Source organism: Paenibacillus pinisoli, assembly GCF_003605435.1.
GTDB lineage: Bacteria > Bacillota > Bacilli > Paenibacillales > Paenibacillaceae > Pristimantibacillus > Pristimantibacillus pinisoli.
In genome coordinates this window covers 1,147,179-1,166,493 of record NZ_QXQB01000001.1, presented here as the reverse complement: position 1 = coordinate 1,166,493, position 19,315 = coordinate 1,147,179, and the positions used below count along the sequence as shown (strand labels likewise).

Annotated in this window: 17 protein-coding genes and 1 other annotated feature; all 17 genes read left to right on the top strand. The window is 54.1% G+C overall.

Annotated features, from left to right (window positions below; all coding sequences use genetic code 11):
• Positions 1–5: 5 nt before the first annotated feature.
• The 17 genes from D3P09_RS05500 (at position 6) to D3P09_RS05420 (ending at position 19,312) form a co-directional block, all read left to right on the top strand.
• Entirely contained in the window at positions 6–980 is a 975-nt protein-coding gene (locus D3P09_RS05500) for an RluA family pseudouridine synthase (RefSeq protein ID WP_120107855.1), read from the top strand.
• A gap of 96 nt (positions 981–1,076) precedes the next feature.
• On the top strand, positions 1,077–2,456 hold the full coding sequence (locus D3P09_RS05495; protein ID WP_120107853.1) for a LysM peptidoglycan-binding domain-containing protein: 1,380 nt from the start codon (positions 1,077–1,079) through the stop codon (positions 2,454–2,456).
• A 597-nt stretch (positions 2,457–3,053) separates the two neighbouring features.
• Positions 3,054–3,291, top strand: a binding site (T-box leader).
• Positions 3,292–3,346: 55 nt separating this feature from the next.
• Positions 3,347–5,989 (top strand): valine--tRNA ligase, encoded by a 2,643-nt coding sequence (locus D3P09_RS05490; protein WP_120107852.1) that lies wholly within the window; start codon positions 3,347–3,349, stop codon positions 5,987–5,989.
• Positions 5,990–6,015: 26 nt separating this feature from the next.
• Entirely contained in the window at positions 6,016–7,392 is a 1,377-nt protein-coding gene (locus D3P09_RS05485; protein ID WP_243643912.1) for a bifunctional folylpolyglutamate synthase/dihydrofolate synthase, read from the top strand.
• Positions 7,393–7,399: 7 nt separating this feature from the next.
• Positions 7,400–8,800 (top strand): UDP-N-acetylmuramate--L-alanine ligase, encoded by a 1,401-nt coding sequence (gene murC / locus D3P09_RS05480; protein WP_120107850.1) that lies wholly within the window; start codon positions 7,400–7,402, stop codon positions 8,798–8,800.
• Positions 8,801–8,933: 133 nt separating this feature from the next.
• Positions 8,934–10,307, top strand: a complete 1,374-nt coding sequence (locus tag D3P09_RS05475) for a hypothetical protein (RefSeq protein WP_120107849.1) — start codon at positions 8,934–8,936, stop codon at positions 10,305–10,307.
• Positions 10,308–10,368: 61 nt separating this feature from the next.
• Complete coding sequence (locus D3P09_RS05470; RefSeq protein WP_120107847.1) at positions 10,369–10,611, top strand: DUF4321 domain-containing protein; 243 nt, start codon at positions 10,369–10,371, stop codon at positions 10,609–10,611.
• 62 nt (positions 10,612–10,673) lie between these two features.
• Positions 10,674–11,312 carry a Maf family protein gene (locus D3P09_RS05465; RefSeq protein WP_120107845.1) on the top strand — a complete coding sequence of 213 codons (639 nt, stop codon included), beginning with the start codon at positions 10,674–10,676 and terminating at the stop codon, positions 11,310–11,312.
• Between the two features lie 69 nt (positions 11,313–11,381).
• Entirely contained in the window at positions 11,382–12,071 is a 690-nt protein-coding gene (radC, locus tag D3P09_RS05460; protein ID WP_120107843.1) for a RadC family protein, read from the top strand.
• A gap of 41 nt (positions 12,072–12,112) precedes the next feature.
• Positions 12,113–13,144, top strand: a complete 1,032-nt coding sequence (locus D3P09_RS05455; RefSeq protein ID WP_120107841.1) for a rod shape-determining protein — start codon at positions 12,113–12,115, stop codon at positions 13,142–13,144.
• Between the two features lie 63 nt (positions 13,145–13,207).
• Complete coding sequence (gene mreC / locus D3P09_RS05450) at positions 13,208–14,071, top strand: rod shape-determining protein MreC (RefSeq protein ID WP_207892442.1); 864 nt, start codon at positions 13,208–13,210, stop codon at positions 14,069–14,071.
• Entirely contained in the window at positions 14,068–14,592 is a 525-nt protein-coding gene (gene mreD / locus D3P09_RS05445; RefSeq protein ID WP_120107838.1) for a rod shape-determining protein MreD, read from the top strand. Before mreC ends, mreD begins: the two co-directional genes overlap by 4 nt.
• An 88-nt stretch (positions 14,593–14,680) precedes the next feature.
• Complete coding sequence (gene minC / locus D3P09_RS05440) at positions 14,681–15,325, top strand: septum site-determining protein MinC (RefSeq protein WP_120108550.1); 645 nt, start codon at positions 14,681–14,683, stop codon at positions 15,323–15,325.
• Positions 15,326–15,328: 3 nt separating this feature from the next.
• A complete protein-coding gene (minD, locus tag D3P09_RS05435) occupies positions 15,329–16,120 on the top strand; it encodes a septum site-determining protein MinD (protein ID WP_120107836.1) in 792 nt (263 codons plus the stop codon).
• A 7-nt stretch (positions 16,121–16,127) separates the two neighbouring features.
• The gene (locus D3P09_RS05430; RefSeq protein ID WP_120107834.1) at positions 16,128–17,279 is read left to right on the top strand and encodes an FtsW/RodA/SpoVE family cell cycle protein; all 1,152 of its coding nucleotides are present in this window, start codon (positions 16,128–16,130) and stop codon (positions 17,277–17,279) included.
• 169 nt (positions 17,280–17,448) lie between these two features.
• Positions 17,449–18,441 carry a M23 family metallopeptidase gene (locus D3P09_RS05425; RefSeq protein WP_120107832.1) on the top strand — a complete coding sequence of 331 codons (993 nt, stop codon included), beginning with the start codon at positions 17,449–17,451 and terminating at the stop codon, positions 18,439–18,441.
• Positions 18,434–19,312, top strand: coding sequence for a M50 family metallopeptidase (locus D3P09_RS05420; protein ID WP_120107830.1), 879 nt, complete (start codon positions 18,434–18,436; stop codon positions 19,310–19,312). Before D3P09_RS05425 ends, D3P09_RS05420 begins: the two co-directional genes overlap by 8 nt.
• Positions 19,313–19,315: the final 3 nt, after the last annotated feature.

Here is a 19,315-nt window from a genome sequence, read left to right as displayed (position 1 = left end):
GCGGCATGTTGGATCTTGAACGTTATACACGCAGGAGCGGAGAGTGGCTGTTGCTAGATGCGGCTTCGCTGCAGGAACTCTATTTCTCCGACAAAGCCGAGATGCCGGAACTTGAGGCCGGCAGCCATCCGCATCATGTGCGGCAATGGCTGCTGGCCTCTTCCTTATTCCCGGCGAAATGGATTAACCGGCTGTTTTCCGTAGGCGGCATCAAGTGGTTGGATGAAGGGCTTGGCTTGTTAGCTTTTCCCGCAACAGATACTGCGAAGGACAAGGCATACCGCCATCTTGTCAGTCGTGCTGCTTCTCAATCTTTCTTAGTGCCCGGTGTCCTGTACGAGGACGATTATTGCCTTGTATTGAACAAGCCGGCGGGCATGCCGGTCCATGCCGCTTATGAAGGGCACGCTGGCACGCTGGATGAGGCTGCTTGCCGTCATATGCTGGCCAAGCATGACCCGCTTCCGGTGAGGCATATTCACCGGCTTGACGATGATACTTCCGGACCTGTTCTCTTTGCCAAAAACGATCTTGCCCAATGGAAGCTAGATGAGGCGATGAGAGCGAAGGAGATTGAACGCATCTATGTTGCTGCCTTGCAGGGCTTGCTGAAGCGGGACAAGGGAACGGTTGACGCTCCGATTGGCAAGGACCGCCATCATGCTGCCCGCAGGCGCGTCACGCCGTCTGGCGACGCGGCTTTGACGGCGTATGAGCGGATCGGCCAGTTGGACGGCTTGACGATTGTCCGTCTGCGGCTGGAGACGGGGAGGACTCATCAAATCCGCGTCCATATGAGTCATATCGGCCATCCGCTTGTCGGTGATACGCTCTATGGCGGTTCTAGCAGATTGCTTGGCCACCAGGCGCTGCATGGTGAGAGACTGATATTTCCCCATCCGCTGACAGGCAGGATCGTGGACGTGCAGTCGCCTTGGCCGGACTGGCTAAAGCGCTTGTCCGGAGAAACTCGTCCCTGAATAAAATGACAGTCATGCTCTTGCCCTATCTACCATATAGATAAGTAGTGAATGTACAGTTAGCCCAAGCATTCAGTACGAAGGGAGGAATATGTCATGTCAACAGGGTCGAACGGATTGCGATTTGATGTATATGAGCGAGTTCATCTGCCCGATGACGTAGCAGGAATTGACGAGCTGGAGGAGATCGAGCTTGTTCCCCGTATACAGGTCATTGATCAGGGGGACCAGGCGGTCTTGAAGGGCCAGCTGCTGCTTAGCGGCGTCTATCGCGGGCAGGGCAGCGAGGCGGGACCGCTTGCGCTGGAGCATTGGATTCCGGTTGAAATTTCTTTGCCTATGAACCGGGTGTCCCGTCTGGATGACATTTCAATCGAAATTGATAACTTTGATGTGGACCTGCTTTCAGCCCGCACCTTGAACATTACGGGGGTTCTGTCGCTGCGCGGCATATCCGTGGAGCCGGTAGAGGAGCAGGGATTGCAGTGGGAGGACGAATCGTTCACGGCGATTCATCAGAGAGCGCTGCAAGAGCCGAATGAGTTCGAGGATGACTCGGATACAAAGGTGTTTCATGGGCTGATTCCGGATGAGGCAGAGGCTGAGTATCAAGCAAGAGAAGAAGATGAAGAGACGGGTTCAGGCGAAAGCTACATATCGGAGGAAAGCGCGCAGGCTGCAGAGTGGCAGGAGGCTGAGGAGGAACAGGAGCAGGAGGTTACGGTTGCCTCTAGGGAAGAAGCTGCCGAAGAAAGCTGGCTGCAATGGAATGCGGAACAGCAGCAGGCTGAGCCAAGCACATCTTATCAGCCGTACGTTCCTCAGCAGCCATATCAGCAGCAGGGCGTCTCGCAGCTTGCGTCGCTGTATCAGCAGTTCCAGCAGCCTTCTTACACGCAGCAGCCTGCACAGACGGAGCAAATCAGCAGCAGGGAAGAACCGGAGTGGAGCGAGAGCCAGTCGTTCCGGCCGGAAGCGGAGGAGGAAGCTGCGGAAGAGCCAGTAATTGCGCAGCATGAGGAAGATGTTTCGCTACAGTCGGAGGAAGATGTGCCGGTGCTCCAGGAGATCGAGCCGGATCCGGAGCCGCGCAAGCCGCAAGAGGTGCAGATTGCATTCAGCGGCAAATCGTCGGCGGGAACCAGCGACTCGCAGTCTGATCTCGGCTTCCGCACGCTGCTTCAGTCCAGCAAACGCGAGCAAGCCGCTCGCGAAGCCGCGGAGCAGACACAGACGGAGCAGGAAGAGGCCGCCCGCATCCAAAGCCCCGAGGAAGAGATCGAGTGGAAGAAGCTGTTCCTCAGCAAGCAGGCGGAGGAGAGGGAGTTCCGCAAAATCCGCGTATGCATCGTTCAGCGCGAAGAAACGCTGGAACAGATCGCGCTTCGCTACAGTCTCAACCCTAGGGAGATTCTGGTCCATAACGGCTTGCACGAATCCTCCGTTGCCGAAGGGCAACTGCTCTATATTCCATAGAGCTGGAGCAGGAGGCTTGCTTGTCTTGTAATAAGACGATTGCAATTAGATGGCGATGCACAGGGGATGATTCCTGGGCATCGCCATTTGTATGTCTGTAATCAGATGTTTTTAACGTCGCTGGGCACCACTAATACGCTCAAACTGGCTATTCCGCTCCTGCAACACCGCCACGCACCGCTAGAGCGGTCGAATTGGCGATTCTGCACCTGCAACACCGCCACGCACGGCTAGAGCGCTCGAATTGGCACTTCCGCCCCTGCACCGCCGTCACACACCGCTAGAGCGCACGAATTTGCACTTCCGCTCCTGCACCGCCGTCACACACCGCTAGAGCGGTCGAATTGGCGATTCTGCCCCTGCAACACCGCCACGCACCGCTAGAGCGCTCAAATTGACTATTCCGCTCCTGCACCGCCGCGCAACTCGAACTCTGCGCAAACGGAGCGCAGTTTGCACTCAGCCACACCCCAATTCAAAGCACATATATGCCAATTTAACGAGTAAGGAGCGATCCTTTATAGTTTTTGCCTATATCATGATAGGAGCAGGTTGACTCCGCACCGCAACAAAGGTATGATTAGACATATATGTGTGACAACAACGTTGAAGGGGATTAGTACGCAGCGAGCCTTCAGAGAGCGGAACCGTTACGCTGAGAGGTTCTGCAGGATGTGACTGCATACGGGTCGCCCCGGAGTTGCCTATACGAACCGCGGGATTATCTCGCGCTAATATGGGCCGGCAACAGCCGTTATCTGTTCGAGTGCCGTGAGAGCGTATTTCTCAGCGGAACAAAGGTGGTACCACGGAAGCATGACCTTTCGTCCTTTATGATAGGACGAGAGGTCTTTTTGCATGTTTAGAAGAATTTGTGGAGGATGAAATCAATGTCAGATGACCAATTCAAACCGGCAATGCCAACGACTTACGATCCCAAATCGGCAGAACAGAAATGGTATGAATACTGGGTAAAGGGCAATTACTTCGAAGCGGGCAAGCGTCCCGATGCGGAACCTTACACCATTGTCATTCCGCCTCCGAACGTCACGGGCATGCTGCATATCGGGCATGCGCTCGACTTTACGCTGCAGGATATATTGATCCGCACCAAGCGGATGCAGGGCTATGACGCGCTGTGGCTTCCAGGAACGGACCACGCGGGTATCGCGACTCAGACGAAGGTTGAGCAGAAGCTGCGCGAGCAGGGTGTATCCCGCCACGATCTGGGACGCGAGGCATTCCTGGATAAGGTATGGGAGTGGAAGGATCAATATGCGAATACCATTCGCGAGCAATGGGCGAAAATGGGCCTGTCCCTGGATTACTCCAGAGAACGGTTCACGCTGGACGAAGGCTTGTCCAAGGCGGTTCGCGAAGTGTTCGTCCGTCTCTATGAGAAAGGCCTGATCTACCGCGGCAAAAAGATTATTAACTGGGACCCTGCCGCGCGCACGGCCCTGTCCGATATCGAGGTTGAGTACAAGGAGCTGAACGGCCACCTGTACCATCTGCAATATCCGCTGAAGGACGGCTCCGGCCATATTACAGTCGCGACGACGCGTCCGGAGACGATGCTGGGCGATACGGCGGTTGCCGTTCATCCGGAGGATGAGCGCTACAAGCATTTGATCGGCTCCATGATCGTGCTGCCGGTAGTCGGCAGAGAAATTCCGATTATCGCCGACGAATACGTCGAGAAGGAATTCGGTTCCGGCGCGGTAAAAATTACGCCGGCGCATGACCCGAACGACTTCGAGGTGGGCGAGCGTCATAGCCTGCCGCAAATCATCGTGATGGACGAGACAGGCACCATGAATGCCGAAGCAGGCCCTTACCAGGGCATGGACCGGTTCGAGTGCCGCAAGCAGCTGGTGAAGGACCTGCAGGAGCAGGGCGTATGCGTGCGCATTGAGGACCATGTGCATCAGGTTGGCCATAGCGAGCGCAGCGGAGCGGTTGTTGAGCCGTATCTGTCCACACAGTGGTTTGTTGCGATGAAGCCGCTGGCGGAAGCTGCAATCGCAGCTCAGAAAGCAGGCAAGGGCGTACAATTCGTACCGGAGCGATTCGAGAAAATCTATCTGAACTGGATCGAAAACGTACGCGACTGGTGCATCTCCAGACAGCTGTGGTGGGGACACCGGATTCCGGCTTGGTATGACGATGCGACAGGCGAGATGCACGTCTCCCGCGAGGATATGAAGGGCGACCATCTGCGCCAGGACAACGACGTGCTGGACACTTGGTTCAGCTCCGCATTGTGGCCGTTCTCTACGCTGGGCTGGCCGGATCAGACCGAGGACTTAAAACGGTACTACCCGACGAATGTTCTAGTTACCGGCTACGACATTATTTACTTCTGGGTAGCCCGCATGATCTTCACGGCGCTTGAATTTACCGAAGAGATGCCGTTCAAGGATGTGCTGCTGCATGGTCTGGTGCGCGACAAGGATGGGCAGAAGATGTCCAAGTCGCTCGGCAATGGCGTAGATCCGCTTGACGTCATTGAGCAGTATGGCGCCGACGCGATGCGTTTTATGATTTCGACGGGCAGCACGCCTGGCCAGGATTTGCGCTTCCGCTATGAGAAAGTGGAGCAGGCGCGCAACTTCGCGAACAAGATTTGGAACGCGTCCCGTTTTGCGCTGATGAATCTGGAAGGGTTCAACGCAAGCGATATCGATATTAACGTGAAGCTCGGCACAGCCGACCGCTGGATTCTGCACCGCCTGAACGAGACAGTTCGCGATGTGACAAGACTGATCGACAGCTATGAGTTCGGCGAGACAGGCCGCGTGCTGTACAACTTTATTTGGGATGACCTGTGCGACTGGTATATTGAGTTCTCGAAGCTCAGCCTGAATGGCGGAGACGAAGCGGCGAAGCGCGCGACGCAATCCGTGCTGGCTTATGTGCTTGACCGGACGCAGCGCCTGATCCACCCGTTCATGCCGTTCATCAGCGAAGAGATCTGGCAGCATCTGCCGCATGAGGGCGAGACGATTACGCTGGCCCCTTGGCCAACTTACGATACGGCGCTGGAGGCTCCTGACGCGGTGAAAGAGATGGAGCTGCTCATGGAGATGATCCGTGCGGTCCGCAATATCCGCGCTGAGGTAAACGTGCCGATGAGCAAGAAGGTCGAGCTGCTGATTAAGCCAGCCGGAGAATTCGAGGCTGCTATTCTGTCCCGCAACGAGGAGTTCATCAAACGCTTCTGCGGAACGTCCCTGCTGGAGAGCGGCATCTCCATTGCTGCGCCGGATAAAGCGATGACTGCCATTATTACGGGAGCGGAGCTGTACTTGCCGCTCGCAGGCCTGATTGACATCTCGCAAGAGATTGCCCGTCTGGAGAAAGAGCTGAAGACGCTCATTTCCGAAGTCGAGCGGGTAGAGAAGAAGCTGGGCAACGAAGGTTTCGTAGCAAAGGCTCCTGCCAAGGTTATTGAAGAAGAGCGCGCCAAGATGGCGGATTATGCCGAGAAGAGAGACAAAGTGCTGGCTCGTATCGCGGAACTGCGCGGTTAGGCCTTTAAGCGGAAGAAGGGATAGAGATGACAGATACAACAACCATGCAGCATGGGGAGAGCGGGACTCTCCCTTCCTATCAGGCGGCAGCGGATTGGATCACGGGACTGGTGCCGTTCGGCATCCGCCCCGGGCTTGACCGCATCGAGGCGCTTATGGAGCGTCTTGGCAACCCGCACCGCAGGCTGAAATTCATACATGTCGCAGGCACTAACGGCAAAGGGTCGGTATGCGCTTATTTGTCCAGCGTGCTGTTCCAGAGCGGATACGATGTAGGCACGTTCACCTCGCCTTACATCACGAAGTTTACCAATCGGTTCCAATATAACGGCAAAGACATTAAAGAAGAGGAGCTGCTCGCGCTTGCCAATGAGCTGAAGCCGCATGTCGAGGCGATCGCAGAGACGGAGCTTGGCTCTCCGACGATGTTCGAGGTATCGACGGCGCTTGCCATTCTTTATTTTGCCAAAGTGACCTTCCCTGATTATGTCGTATGGGAGACCGGTCTTGGCGGCCGTCTGGATGTGACCAATATCGTCTATCCGGTCATATCCGTCATCACCAATGTCGGCCACGATCATATGGACCGCCTTGGCGATACGCTTGCTAAAGTGGCGGAAGAGAAGGCTGGCATTATCAAGCCGGGCATTCCGGTTGTCAGCGCCGTGACGCAGCCTGAAGTGGTGGATGTCATCCGGCGCGTGGCCGGGGAGAAGCGCAGCACATTGTACATGCTCGGCGAGCAGTTCAGCGAGACGGCGCTTGAGGTGCGCGAGGATGAACAGGAATTCCGCTTCCAAGGCATGTTCCGGACTATCGAGCCGCTTCGCATTTCTCTTAACGGGGCGCATCAGCGGACGAATGCGGCTGTCGCTGTCATGACGCTGGAGGTGCTGCGTCAATATCAGGCGCTGGTTGTCGATGACGATGCCCTGACAGAGGGATTGCATAAGGCGGCATGGCCGGGCAGGCTGGAGATGGTGAAGCGCGATCCGCGCATATTGCTGGATGGCGCCCATAATCCGGAAGGCGCGGAGATGCTGGTGAAGGCTTTGAAGGAAACCTATAAGTATGACCGTCTCCATGTTGTGATGGGGATGCTGGAGAATAAGAATCATCGGGCTACATTTAAGCATATACTACCAATAGTGGATACGCTTATCTTAACCGAGCCCGATTACCGGATGAAGATGGAAGCGCAGGACTTGGCTGCAATCGTGCAGGAGCTGCCAGGCGGTAAGCCGTTCGAGCTTGTCATCGAGAAGGATTGGAAGCAGGCATTGCAAACATTACAACAGGTTACCGGGTCTTCGGATCTTGGGGTCGTGACAGGGACGCTTTATTTAATTGCGGACGCTCGCGCCCGCTTGCTGTACAACTCGGATTCTGAAAAAGGTTGGTGAACCGTCTTTGAATACGGCAGAACACGTTCATTTCATCGGAATCGGCGGTTACGGCATGAGCGCGATTGCACGCGTCATGCTGGAGATGGGCTATAAGGTAACCGGTTCCGATGTCGCGCGGCAGGAGCTTACGGAGAAGCTTGCTGCAAAAGGCGCCGATATCTATATCGGCCATCAGCCAGAGCATGTGAGAGGCGCCGATCTGGTGGTCTACTCCACGGCTCTGACAAGCGACAATGTGGAGCGCAAGGCAGCGGAGGAGCTTAATATTCCGGTGCTGCACCGCGCACAGATGCTGGCAAGGCTGATGAATGCGGGGAAGGGCGTCGCGGTTGCGGGCGCGCACGGCAAGACGACAACTTCCTCCATGATCGCGCTTGTTATGGAAGCATGCGAAGCCGATCCGACTTACATTATCGGCGGAGAAATCGTAAACGTTGGCACCAACGCAAAAGCGGGCAAAGGCGAATATGTGGTAGCGGAGGCGGATGAGAGCGACGGCTCCTTCCTGCAATATCATCCTTCCATTGCAATCGTGACGAACATTGAGCCGGACCATCTTGAGAATTATGATGGAGATTTCGAAAAGCTGAAAGCGGCTTATGTGCAATTCCTTCAGCAGGTGAAGGATGGCGGCAAGGCGATTGTCTGCGTCGACAGCGAGACGGTCAGAGAGCTGCTTCCTCGCATCTACGGAGGAGACAAGGAACGCGAATCGGCTCAGCTCGTTACGTACGGCATTCAAGAGGACGCGATGTACAGGGCGGACAATATCGTGCTGGGCGACCGCAAAGTATCGTTCGACGTATTGAAGAGCGGCGTGCTGCTGGGCAATATCGAGCTGTCCGTTCCAGGCCTTCATAACGTGTCGAACGCAATGGCGACGATTATTACTTGCCTGGAGGCTGGTCTTGACTTCGACGCGGTCAAAGGAGCGATCTTCTCCTTCCGCGGGGCGAAACGCCGGTTCCAGGTGCTCGGAGAGGTGAACGACATTCTCGTCATTGACGATTACGCTCATCATCCCACTGAGATTCAGGCGACGATCAGCGCGGCTAAGGCGACAGGCAAGCGCATCATTGCGGTCTTCCAGCCGCAGCGCTATACAAGAACGTTTTTCTTGTTCGAGCAATTCAGCAGATCGTTCTCGGAGGCGGATGAGGTCATTATTACCGATATCTACTCTCCGGCGGGCGAGAAGCAAATCGAGGGCGTCAATTCCGGCAAGCTGGTGGAGCTGATTCGCAAGAACAGCCATGCCCATGCGGAGTATATCGCCACCAAAGAAGAAGTGCTGGACGTGCTGAAGGAGCGTGTCGCTCCAGGCGATCTGGTTATCACAATGGGAGCCGGGGATATTTGGAAAGCGGCTGACGCGCTTGCGAAGCATTTGACCTCTGCATCCTAAGCGACTGAATATGAAGAAGCGGGACTGTCCATGGACAGCCCCGCTTCTTTTTTTGAATCTCTCAATATCCCGGCATAACTCTCTTTTTCATTTCATAGACTAATAGCAGACAATGGGACGAGGAGAGATGGACATGAAGCCAAACAACCGGATAACCTATCGTTTTGACCGGCAAGGACAGCAGATCGGTCATAAGGAAGAAAAGCCCCAGCGGACGGAAGAGCGCAGGAAACTATCGCCAGCCGGCAATGTAATCCCCTTATATCAGCCGGCGGCTTCGAATGGTATAGATGACACTCATCCATGGGACAGCGTCTTTCAGGAGGATGTCGGCGCACTGGAGAAGCTGATTCGCGACTCTGAAGGCGAACCCGGCAGGGGGCATGCACACACGGACATTGAAGCATCAATAAGGAACGGAGCTTCTGCAGCGCCATCCCAAGATCTTCACGAGCCGGAAGCAAGCGATCCTTGGGCATCCTTGCAGCATGACATTACCGTACCGTCAGCTCCGGAACGAGAGCATGAGCGTGAATATGATTGGAGACGCGGCGAGAATCGCCATCATCTCATTGTAGATGATGAGGGGCCTGTCATCCGCAAGACTGGCGGACCCTCCTGGCTTAACGTGTTCCTGTCGGTTGCTGGCGCGCTGGCAACCGGCGCTTTATTCGGCTACTTTATTCTCACCTTGTTTACCGGAGGCATTATCTGGCCCGGAAGCTCGCAGAACGGGAGCGCAGCTGAAGGGAAAGGCGTTACGCTGGACGACATTGTGAACTTGCCGGTTGCAGGAGGCATCGACGATGAAGACAAGGGGGGTGCAGGCGCCAAGACGCCGCCATCCGGACAGCCTGATAAGCCTGCAGCCACGGCGACGGTCAGCCTGGGCGGCGAGCAGTCGTATTCCGTGCTTCAATACGGTGTGTTCAAGGGCACGGAGGGGCGCGATGAAGCGATGAGGCAGCTTGCGGCCAAAGGCTTGCCGGCGGCTGCGATCCACTCTGGAGATTCCTATTATGTGTACGCAGGATTGGCGACAAGCCAGAAAGAAGCGGAGGTGCTCGCAGCCGAAATGCCGGATATGCTCATTTACAAAAAAGAGCTGAAGCTGGCGCTGCCTGACCGCATTGCTTTTACAGGCAGCGAAGGGGACGCGAAGCAGTTTTTTGAACGGACACATGCTCTGGTTGCATCCTGGTCGTCGCTAATCGTGACGCAGTTGGAGCAAGCTGACTTGTCTCCGATCGGAGAGGCTGCCGCCAAGGCATGGCAAGACAAGCTGGGCGAGTGGAAGAACTCCGCTGAGACGATGAAAAAGGGAGTTGGCGACAGTAAGGAAGGAGAGCAGCTTGCCAAGCTGACCGACGCGATAGGCGATGCCGGAAATGCTATGCTTGCTTACGGCAAGGCGGCAAGCAAAGCGAATCTATGGACTGCGCAAGAGGCCTTGATGCGCGCTGTGCTGGCCCAAAAAGAATGGTTTGAGTCTATGAGCGCATTGTAAAGAGCGTACAACCTGCGTATAATAGAGTCAGGTGTCAATTCGTGGCGAAAGGGATTGAACGATGAAGAAAAATGGCTGGATCCTTTTCTTGTTTATCGTGCTTGGGCTTGTGGCCGGAGCTTTGGTAGCCCGCTGGCTGGAGCCCGTTCAAGGGTTGTCTTTCTTGACCAAGCCGATCGTGACAACCTGGTCGCCTGCTGTTGATTTGTACGTGCTCAGCTTTGATTTTACGTTGAAATTGCAACTGAGCCTATTCAGCATTGTCGGGGCGGCGCTCGCTATTTGGCTGTATCGCAAGATGTAGATGCGGTCCGGCAATTGGATATTGATTGCGATTGGACAGGCATTATAAGGAGAATACGAAGTATGACAACCAATCAACATGTAATCGAACCGATAAGCCGGATCGTATTGGCTTCATCGTCACCGCGCCGGAAGGAACTGGTCGCATCTCTGGACCTTTCCTTGCCGGTTTATATTTTGTCTACGGATGCGGACGAGACGGTCTTGGACCATTGGACGCCGCAATCGACCGTCGAGGAGCTTAGTCTGCGCAAAGCAACAGCTGCGCTGGCCATGCTTCGCGAACGGGAGAATAAGCCGGCAGGAGCTTTCGATCTCATAATCGCTGCAGATACGATCGTAGCGCTTGACGGACAGATTTTGGGCAAGCCGCGGGACGACGATGAAGCGGCAAGCATGCTGGAGAGGCTGTCGGGAAAGCAGCATGACGTCTTCACAGGCATTGCTTGCATCGCTGCGGATTCCGGCAAGACGCTGGTCGCCAGCCGGAGAACCAAAGTGAAAATGAAGGAGCTTGGCAGCGAGCGGATCAGGCGCTATGTGGCGACTGGCGAGCCTCGCGACAAGGCGGGTTCCTACGGCATTCAAGGGCTCGGATCAACACTAGTGGAAGAGATCGAGGGCTGTTATTTCAACGTTGTCGGCCTTCCGTTGTCGCTATTGTCCGATATGCTGGAGCAGTACGGCATCCGCGTTTTATAAGCGCTGGTCAGACTGCCTGTTGCCGAACAATGAAGAATGATTATTTGAACAAGAAAGCAGGTTAGGGACATGGTTGCGCATACATCAGGTTTGCGGGATGTCCCCCATGAAGAACGTCCGAGAGAGCGCATGATGACATATGGGGCAGAAGCTTTGAGCCACGCGGAATTGCTGGCTATATTATTGCGGACAGGCACCCGGAATCAATCTGCCGTTCTTGTGGCAGGCACGATTCTAAAGCAATGTGGAAGTCTGCGCAATTTGATGGACATGAGCATGGAAGAGCTGACAGCCATCCCCGGTGTCGGTCCGGCCAAGGCGCTCCAGCTTCGCGCGGGCATTGAGCTTGGGCGCCGAATTACTAAGAGCAAGCTGGGCGACGTGACAACGGTGAGAAGACCGAAGGATGCTGCCGACTTCATTATGGAAGAGCTTCGTTACCTCAAGAAAGAGCATTTTGTATGTATGTTTCTCAACACCAAAAACCACATTATTGCCCGGGAAACATTGTCAGTAGGAACGCTTAACGCATCGCTTGTGCATCCTAGAGAAGTGTTTCGGGCAGCGATCAAATATAACAGCGCATCTATTATATGCGCGCATAATCATCCAAGCGGCGATCCTGCGCCTAGTCCGGAGGACATCTCTTTGACTAGGAGATTGGCGGAGGCGGGCCAGCTGGTCGGTATCGAGCTGCTCGACCATCTGGTCATTGGAGATGGCAGATTCATCAGTTTGAAGGAGCTAGGCCATCTGTAATATAATATAAGGGATTGTCGTAATGAGAAGGGAGCAAGAACATGTTTGGGAGTTTTTCGAAAGATTTGGGAATTGATTTGGGGACGGCAAATACTCTTGTTTATGTAAAAGGAAAAGGCATTGTCGTAAGAGAGCCATCGGTGGTCGCTCTGCGTACTGATACAAAAACAATTGAAGCGGTTGGCGAGCAGGCGAAAAAAATGATCGGCAGAACGCCGGGCAATATCCGCGCTATCAGACCGATGAAGGACGGCGTTATCGCCGACTTCGATACTACGGCGACGATGATCAAGTATTTCATCCGTTCCGCGCAGAAGCAGCGGTCGCTCTTCCCGAAGCATCCGAACGTAATGGTTTGCGTGCCTTCCGGCATAACCGCGGTTGAGCAGAGAGCAGTAGAGGATGCAGCGAAGCAAGCGGGCGCACGTGAAGCTTTTATTATCGAGGAGCCGTTCGCAGCGGCCATCGGCGCGGATCTTCCGGTATGGGAACCAACCGGCAGTATGGTTGTTGATATCGGAGGCGGTACAACCGAGGTAGCGGTTATCTCTCTGGGCGGCATTGTTACCAGCCGTTCAATCCGCGTGGCGGGCGACGAGATGGATGACGCAATCATCCAGTATATCAAGCGGCTCTATAATCTGATGATCGGCGAGAGAACGTCGGAGCAGCTGAAGATGGAGATTGGCTCGGCGCTTCAGCTGGAGAAGCCGGAGACGCTGGAAATCCGCGGCCGTGACCTGGTATCGGGTCTTCCTAAGACACTTGCGATTACATCGGATGAAATTACGGATGCGCTGGCCGATACCATTAATGCAATCGTGGATGCGGTCAAGATTACGCTGGAGAAATGTCCGCCAGAGCTGTCCGCAGATATTATGGACAGAGGCATCGTGCTTACCGGAGGCGGGGCTCTGCTGCGCAATCTCGACAAGCTGCTGCAGCGCGAGACAGGAATGCCGGTTATCGTAGCTGATAATCCGCTGGATTGTGTAGCTATCGGTACAGGACGTTCGCTGGAGAACATTCATTTGTTCAAGAACAGAGGTTCTTCGGGACGCTCCAAGCGCTAGGCCGGCAGGTTCGATTAACAGGAATGGATAAGGGATGGGCAGGTGATCGGGCTGTTTAATCTAATGAGGAATAAGCGAGTATTCATGCTTATGATCGGATTGATATTGTTCATTGCGATCATCGGCTTCTCATTAAGTGATCGCAAGGAGCTGAGCTGGCCGGAGAAGTTTCTGAAAGATACAACCGGTTATGCGCAGCAATGGTTCTACAAGCCCGCTGGTTATATAGCGGGCTTCTTTGAGGATATCCGCAACATGCGCCAAGTCTATGAGGAGAACGAGCAGCTTCGTCTTCTGGCGGCAGCTTACGCCCGTGACAAGGTGGAGTACAACTTCATTAAGAAAGATAATGAGCGTCTGCAGCGGGAGCTTAATTTCACCGAACAGCAGAAGCAGATGTACAATTACAATTATTTGATCGCACAGGTGATTTCCGTCAGCAATGATGCGAATAGCCGTACGATGACGATTAATCTGGGCTCCAAAAACGGCATCAAGCCGAATATGGCGGTAACGACGGTTGACGGGCTCATTGGCCTGGTCAGCTCTGTTACGCCTTATACGTCGACCATTACTCCGATTACTGAGCTGAATGAAGTATCGATCGCGTTCAATTCCATTGCCGCTACCATAGAGGGACGGGAGAATGAATCGTTCGGCATTCTGAGCAGCTATAATCGTGAAACCGGCATGCTGGTCATGACAAAGATCGCGGAGACGGACAAGATGGAGATCGGCGATACGGTCATTACATCCGGTCTCGGCGGCGTCTATCCGCGCGGGCTCCGCGTGGGTACAGTAGAGTCGAAGCAGGTCGGCGATTTCGGCCTGACATACACCGCTTCGGTTAAGCTGTCCGCCAGCTTTGACCATCTGACGGAGGTATTCGTGGTTCAGCCTCCTGAGTCGCCGGAGGAACTGGAATGAGCATGAATCGGATAATTGGCCTTATGCTGCTGCTCTTTCTAATCGAAGGCGCCATCATGCCTTGGATTATTCCGGCCGGCTACGGCGATCGGATCATTCCGCACTTTATTTTTGTTATTGTGCTTTTTTCGGCGCTTTACGGCAATCGGCATCAGGCATTGATGCTTGGGGCAGGATTTGGCTTGCTGCAGGATTTGATTTATTACGGCCACTTGATCGGCGGCCATTTTTTCATGATGGGTCTGATCGGCTATTTTACAGGCGTGCTGCTGGAGCGCAAGCGCGTGACGGTGATGATGGCGCTGACGGTAATCGGCTTTGCTTGTATTCTGTACGATACGGCTTTGCTATACATTTATAAGGTGTTTCGGATTACGGATGCTTCCTACGCATGGGCGCTGCTGAATCATATATTGCCAAGCCTGTTTCTTCAACTCGCATTCGCACTTGCCTGCTATATTCCGGTTAGACGCATTTTCGAATCTCGCAGCAAGGCTATGCCTGACGGCGAAGAAGAATAATTCGTTTGTCTAATTGCAGGATTTCGGCACGGCTAGCAAGAATTCATTAGGTTGGGGAGGGACGGTTGTGACCGAGAAGCAACATATTATGATTAAAGGCGTCAAGGAAGGTCTATTGTTCCTTCTCGACGATCAATGCGAATTCGAAGCGCTGGTAGCCGAATTGCAATATAAGCTGGAGAAGACTCATCAGCAGCTGTTGACCGGACCGCTTGTACATATTCACGTTAAGCTGGGTTCCAGGTCGGCAACCGATGAGCAGAAGGAGCAGCTTGCAAGCATAATCCGGGCTCAAGGCAATCTGATTATCGGCTCGATGGAATCGGATTTGCCGGAGCCAGCGGACCATACAGCGGGCACATCCAAGCTGCAAGTCATCACGTCCATCGTACGCTCGGGACAGACGCTGGAGCATGAAGGCGATCTCTTGCTGATCGGCGACGTGAATCCGGGCGGCACAATATTGTGTACCGGGGATATCTATATACTGGGTGCGCTGAAGGGGATGGCTCATGCGGGCATAGCGGGACGGACGGATGTCGTCATTGCCACATCGCTAATGAAGCCGACGCAGCTGCGCATAGCGGATGTCGTGAGCAGGCCGCCGGAGGAATGGCTGACCGGAGACGCTGCGATGGAATTCGCTTATTTGGAAGAAGGTCAGATGCAGATCGATAAGCTGTCTCAGTTATTCCGAATCAGGCATAATCCTATAATGTTTAAAGGAGTGTAGAGCATGGGAGAAGCGATCGTGGTAACATCGGGCAAAGGCGGAGTAGGCAAAACAACGACCTCGGCCAATATCGGAACAGCGCTGGCGCTGCTCGGTAAAAAAGTGTGCATGATTGATACCGATATCGGGCTTCGCAACCTGGATGTTGTGATGGGCCTTGAGAATCGGATTATATACGATTTGGTTGATGTTGCGGAAGGACGCTGCCGCCTGAGTCAGGCGCTTGTCAAGGACAAGCGGTTCGATGAGCTGTATATGCTTCCCGCTGCTCAGACGAAAGACAAGGATTCCGTCAAGCCGGATCAAATCCGGAACATGGTGCATGAGCTGAAGCAGGATCATGACTATATCATTATCGATTGTCCGGCAGGAATCGAGCATGGATTCCGTAATGCCATTGCGGGAGCTGACCGCGCGATTGTGGTGACGACGCCGGAGAATGCCGCCGTTCGCGATGCGGACCGCGTCATCGGCTTGCTGGAGGGCGAGAAGATTCCTTCCAAGCTGGTCATTAACAGGATCCGCCAGTCGATGGTAAAGAACGGCGAAATGCTGGATATCGATGAGATCTGCCAAGTATTAGCCATTGATTTATTGGGTATTGTGCCGGATGATGATAAGGTTATTTCAGCGGCCAATAACGGAGAGCCTACCGTCATGAATCCGGCTTCCAGGGCAGCGATCGCCTACCGCAATATTGCGCGCCGCATTCTGGGCGATATGGTGCCGCTGATGGTGCTGGACGAAAAGGCGGGTGCCTTCAAGCGGTTCCGCAAGTTCCTGGGAATAGGATGATTGCCTTGTGCTTAACAAACTGAAAAAGTTGGATTGGGGCATCCTTATCATTCTAGCTTGCCTGATGGGGATTAGCGCGCTTGTGATTCACAGCGCGACAGCCAACAATCCAATGTATCACAACAATGATATGAAGCAGCTGGCTTTCTTTGGACTTGGCTTTGTTGTTGCCATTGTATCGGTGCTGTTCGATTACCGCATCGTGCTGAAGTTCTGGTATGTATTTTACGGCTTAGGAGTAGCGCTGCTTATTCTGGTTTACTTTTTTGGAGCCGAGATCAACGGTGCCAAAGGATGGTTCAGATTAGGGGAGTCGATCAACTTCCAGCCGGCAGAAATGATGAAGATCATTCTGATTATCGGCATTGCTTACATTATGGGCAGGCGGCAGGGCGATAAGCTGAACTTCACGAACGACATTATCACGATCGGAGCGTTCGTCTTCCTGCCGTTCCTGCTGGTTATGATCCAGCCTGACCTTGGCAATGCCATCATCTATCTGGTTATCGTAATCGGCATGCTGTGGATCGGCAACATCAAATATACGCATGTCGCGATTGGTCTTGCCATCGTCGTCGGCAGCGTCATGCTGTTTGTTTTTGTGTTCAACAGCTTCAATACGGAAATCAAAGAATACTTGGAGAGCCACAAGAAGACGCACTGGTATGAGCGGATCAATACCTTCATTAATCCAAGCGAAGCGAGCGCGGATGCAAGGCGGCAATCGCTCAATGCGCAGATTGCGATCGGCTCCGGCGGTTTAAGCGGAGATGGGTTCCTGCAAGGGGACATGAAGAACGGGGGATTCGTTCCTTATACGTATTCCGATTCGATCTTTGTCGTTATCGGGGAGGAGTTCGGGTTCCAAGGGGCTGCAATTCTGCTGCTGCTCTACTTCCTGCTGATCTATCGGATGATTATGATTGCCTTCAAGTGTTATGACAGGCGAGCCTCATTCATCGTCATAGGGGTCGTCTCCATGTTCGTCTTTCAAATCTTCCAGAACATCGGCATGATGATCGGGCTTATGCCGATTACCGGCATTACGCTGCCGTTCATTAGCTACGGAGGCACGTCGCTTCTGCTCAACATGCTGTCCATCGGACTGGTATTCAGTATCAAGGCTCACCAGGAAGTATATGAGCTGGCGGATAATTAGGTTATAAAGATCAAAGCATCGATTGCTGAGCTTGCGCTCCGGCAATCGATGCTTTTTTTGCGTTCAGCTGCTTCCGTGCACGCGAATACTTGTCTGCCTCCGATCATAATTATGAGTGAAGAGATATGGGCGGCAGCGGGAATAGCCGCCGATTCGGGGAGGACAAGCCATGGGACTTAGAGATGACGTGAAGCAGCGCAGGCATGCAAAAATCAGAAGCCTGCTCCATCATTATAATGAGTCGCAGAACGAGTATGAAGCGGATAAGCCAGCTGTTGAATGGGGATCGGGCGCAAGAAGGGGAAGTCAGAGCAGCAATACGCTTCACGAGGAGCCGCTTCCGAAGAAGCAATCAGATTTATCCTATAGGGATGGCGCGGAGCTTCCCGTCTCCGATAAGGGAAAGGCGAGATCGCAGGACCCGGAGCTGGCGTGGAAGCAGAATCCGAATCCTTGGGCAGCTTGGGATGAGGAGAGGGGGCAAGGGGGAGCGCGGAGCTATGTCAAATCCCAGCATACGGATGACTTTGATCCGCCTCGGGTAAGCGGCTGGAAGAGAATTCGGAATGACTTGGCATGGAAATTCGCTATATCGGCCGCCTTATTCGGGGGAATCTGGGCCATGTTCGAAAATGACTATCCATGGACGGCAAAAGGGCAAGCTTTTGTCTCGGAAGCGATGTCTAGCGAAATTGATTTTGCATCCGTCGCTTCTTGGTATAACGATATGTTCGCGGGATCGCCTTCCTTTATTCCGATCTTCGGAGGCAGCAGCGGTCAAGCCGCGCTGGTGGACGGCCAGCCCAAGGGGCCCGTCGTCTCGCCGCTCGAAGGCGCGACAGTCGTGCGGACCTTCGCAGATTTGCTGAACGGCGTAGAGCTCGCGGGCGATCCTGAAGCGCCCGTGGCGGCCGCGGAGACTGGCAGGGTGATACAGGTTTCCGCTCAAGGAGACAGCGTATTGATTCAGCATGCTAACGAGCGGACGACTATATACGGCAAGCTGGCTGCGGTAAATGTAACCGTCAATGATTGGGTCGAGGCGGGACAAACCATCGGCAAGCTTCAGCCGGCCGGGCGTGACGGTCACAGCTTCCTGTACTTTGCAGTGAAGCAGAAGGATCGTTACATGGACCCGCTGGACGTGATACCGATTGATTAAGTGGAAGGGCATCCGCTGGTCTATTCATCCCTTGTTTGTCATCGTCATGCTGGCATCTGCTGTAACAGGATATTTTGCCGAGCTGCTTACGCTTTTTATTATCGTCTTCGTACATGAACTCGGACATGTCGTGGCGGCCAAGGGCTTCGGCTGGACAATCAGGGAGGTGAAGCTTCTCCCCTTTGGCGGCGTTGCAGAAGTAGAGGAGGCAGGCGGCATCTCGGCCAAGGAGGATGCGATTGTAGCGATCGCGGGTCCTCTGCAAAATGTATGGATGGGCGCGCTTGCCTGGGGCCTTGGCGCCGCGGGGATATGGGATGAGGCATGGGCCCATTATGTAAGCGGGGCGAATCTTATGATTGCCCTGTTCAATCTATTGCCGATCTATCCGTTGGATGGAGGCAAGCTGCTGCAGGCGCTTCTTAGCTATATGATGAATTATTACCGGATGCTGGTGTGGTCTGCCCGGCTTAGCCTCGCATTCAGCGTACTTATGCTGGCAGCTGCTTTTCTTCCCCTCCTCGGGGGCAAGGGGATTCAGCTGAATCTTCTTATTGTTGGCTCGTTTCTCTTTCTGTCGAATTGGACGTACCACCGCAATATCCCCTATTTGTTTTACCGCTTCCTGACGCACCGCAGCAACGCTGTCTCCGGGGCAGCCGACTCGGGCAAGCCGGTCAGCCCGATTATCGTGAGCGGAACACAGTCCATTCTGTCTGTAGCAAGGCTGTTCAGCAGGGAGCGATATCATCTTGTCTATGTGATGGATCCTGCTTCTTCGGGCCTGCTGGTGCTAACGGAGGGCAGGATTGTGGAGGGCTGCTTGTCGGGATATAGTCCGCACCGTGCAGTGAGCGAGCTTTTCAGTTAAACT

Coding starts and splice junctions, on each gene's coding strand:
- minC (WP_120108550.1), top strand. CDS start 14,681: ATGATTAAAGGCGTCAAGGAAGGTCTATTGTTCCTTCTCGACGATCAA.
- radC (WP_120107843.1), top strand. CDS start 11,382: ATGGTTGCGCATACATCAGGTTTGCGGGATGTCCCCCATGAAGAACGT.
- D3P09_RS05465 (WP_120107845.1), top strand. CDS start 10,674: ATGACAACCAATCAACATGTAATCGAACCGATAAGCCGGATCGTATTG.
- mreD (WP_120107838.1), top strand. CDS start 14,068: ATGAGCATGAATCGGATAATTGGCCTTATGCTGCTGCTCTTTCTAATC.
- D3P09_RS05490 (WP_120107852.1), top strand. CDS start 3,347: ATGTCAGATGACCAATTCAAACCGGCAATGCCAACGACTTACGATCCC.
- D3P09_RS05455 (WP_120107841.1), top strand. CDS start 12,113: ATGTTTGGGAGTTTTTCGAAAGATTTGGGAATTGATTTGGGGACGGCA.
- D3P09_RS05425 (WP_120107832.1), top strand. CDS start 17,449: ATGGGACTTAGAGATGACGTGAAGCAGCGCAGGCATGCAAAAATCAGA.
- minD (WP_120107836.1), top strand. CDS start 15,329: ATGGGAGAAGCGATCGTGGTAACATCGGGCAAAGGCGGAGTAGGCAAA.
- D3P09_RS05485 (WP_243643912.1), top strand. CDS start 6,016: ATGACAGATACAACAACCATGCAGCATGGGGAGAGCGGGACTCTCCCT.
- D3P09_RS05500 (WP_120107855.1), top strand. CDS start 6: ATGTTGGATCTTGAACGTTATACACGCAGGAGCGGAGAGTGGCTGTTG.
- D3P09_RS05495 (WP_120107853.1), top strand. CDS start 1,077: ATGTCAACAGGGTCGAACGGATTGCGATTTGATGTATATGAGCGAGTT.
- D3P09_RS05475 (WP_120107849.1), top strand. CDS start 8,934: ATGAAGCCAAACAACCGGATAACCTATCGTTTTGACCGGCAAGGACAG.
- D3P09_RS05470 (WP_120107847.1), top strand. CDS start 10,369: ATGAAGAAAAATGGCTGGATCCTTTTCTTGTTTATCGTGCTTGGGCTT.
- mreC (WP_207892442.1), top strand. CDS start 13,208: ATGAGGAATAAGCGAGTATTCATGCTTATGATCGGATTGATATTGTTC.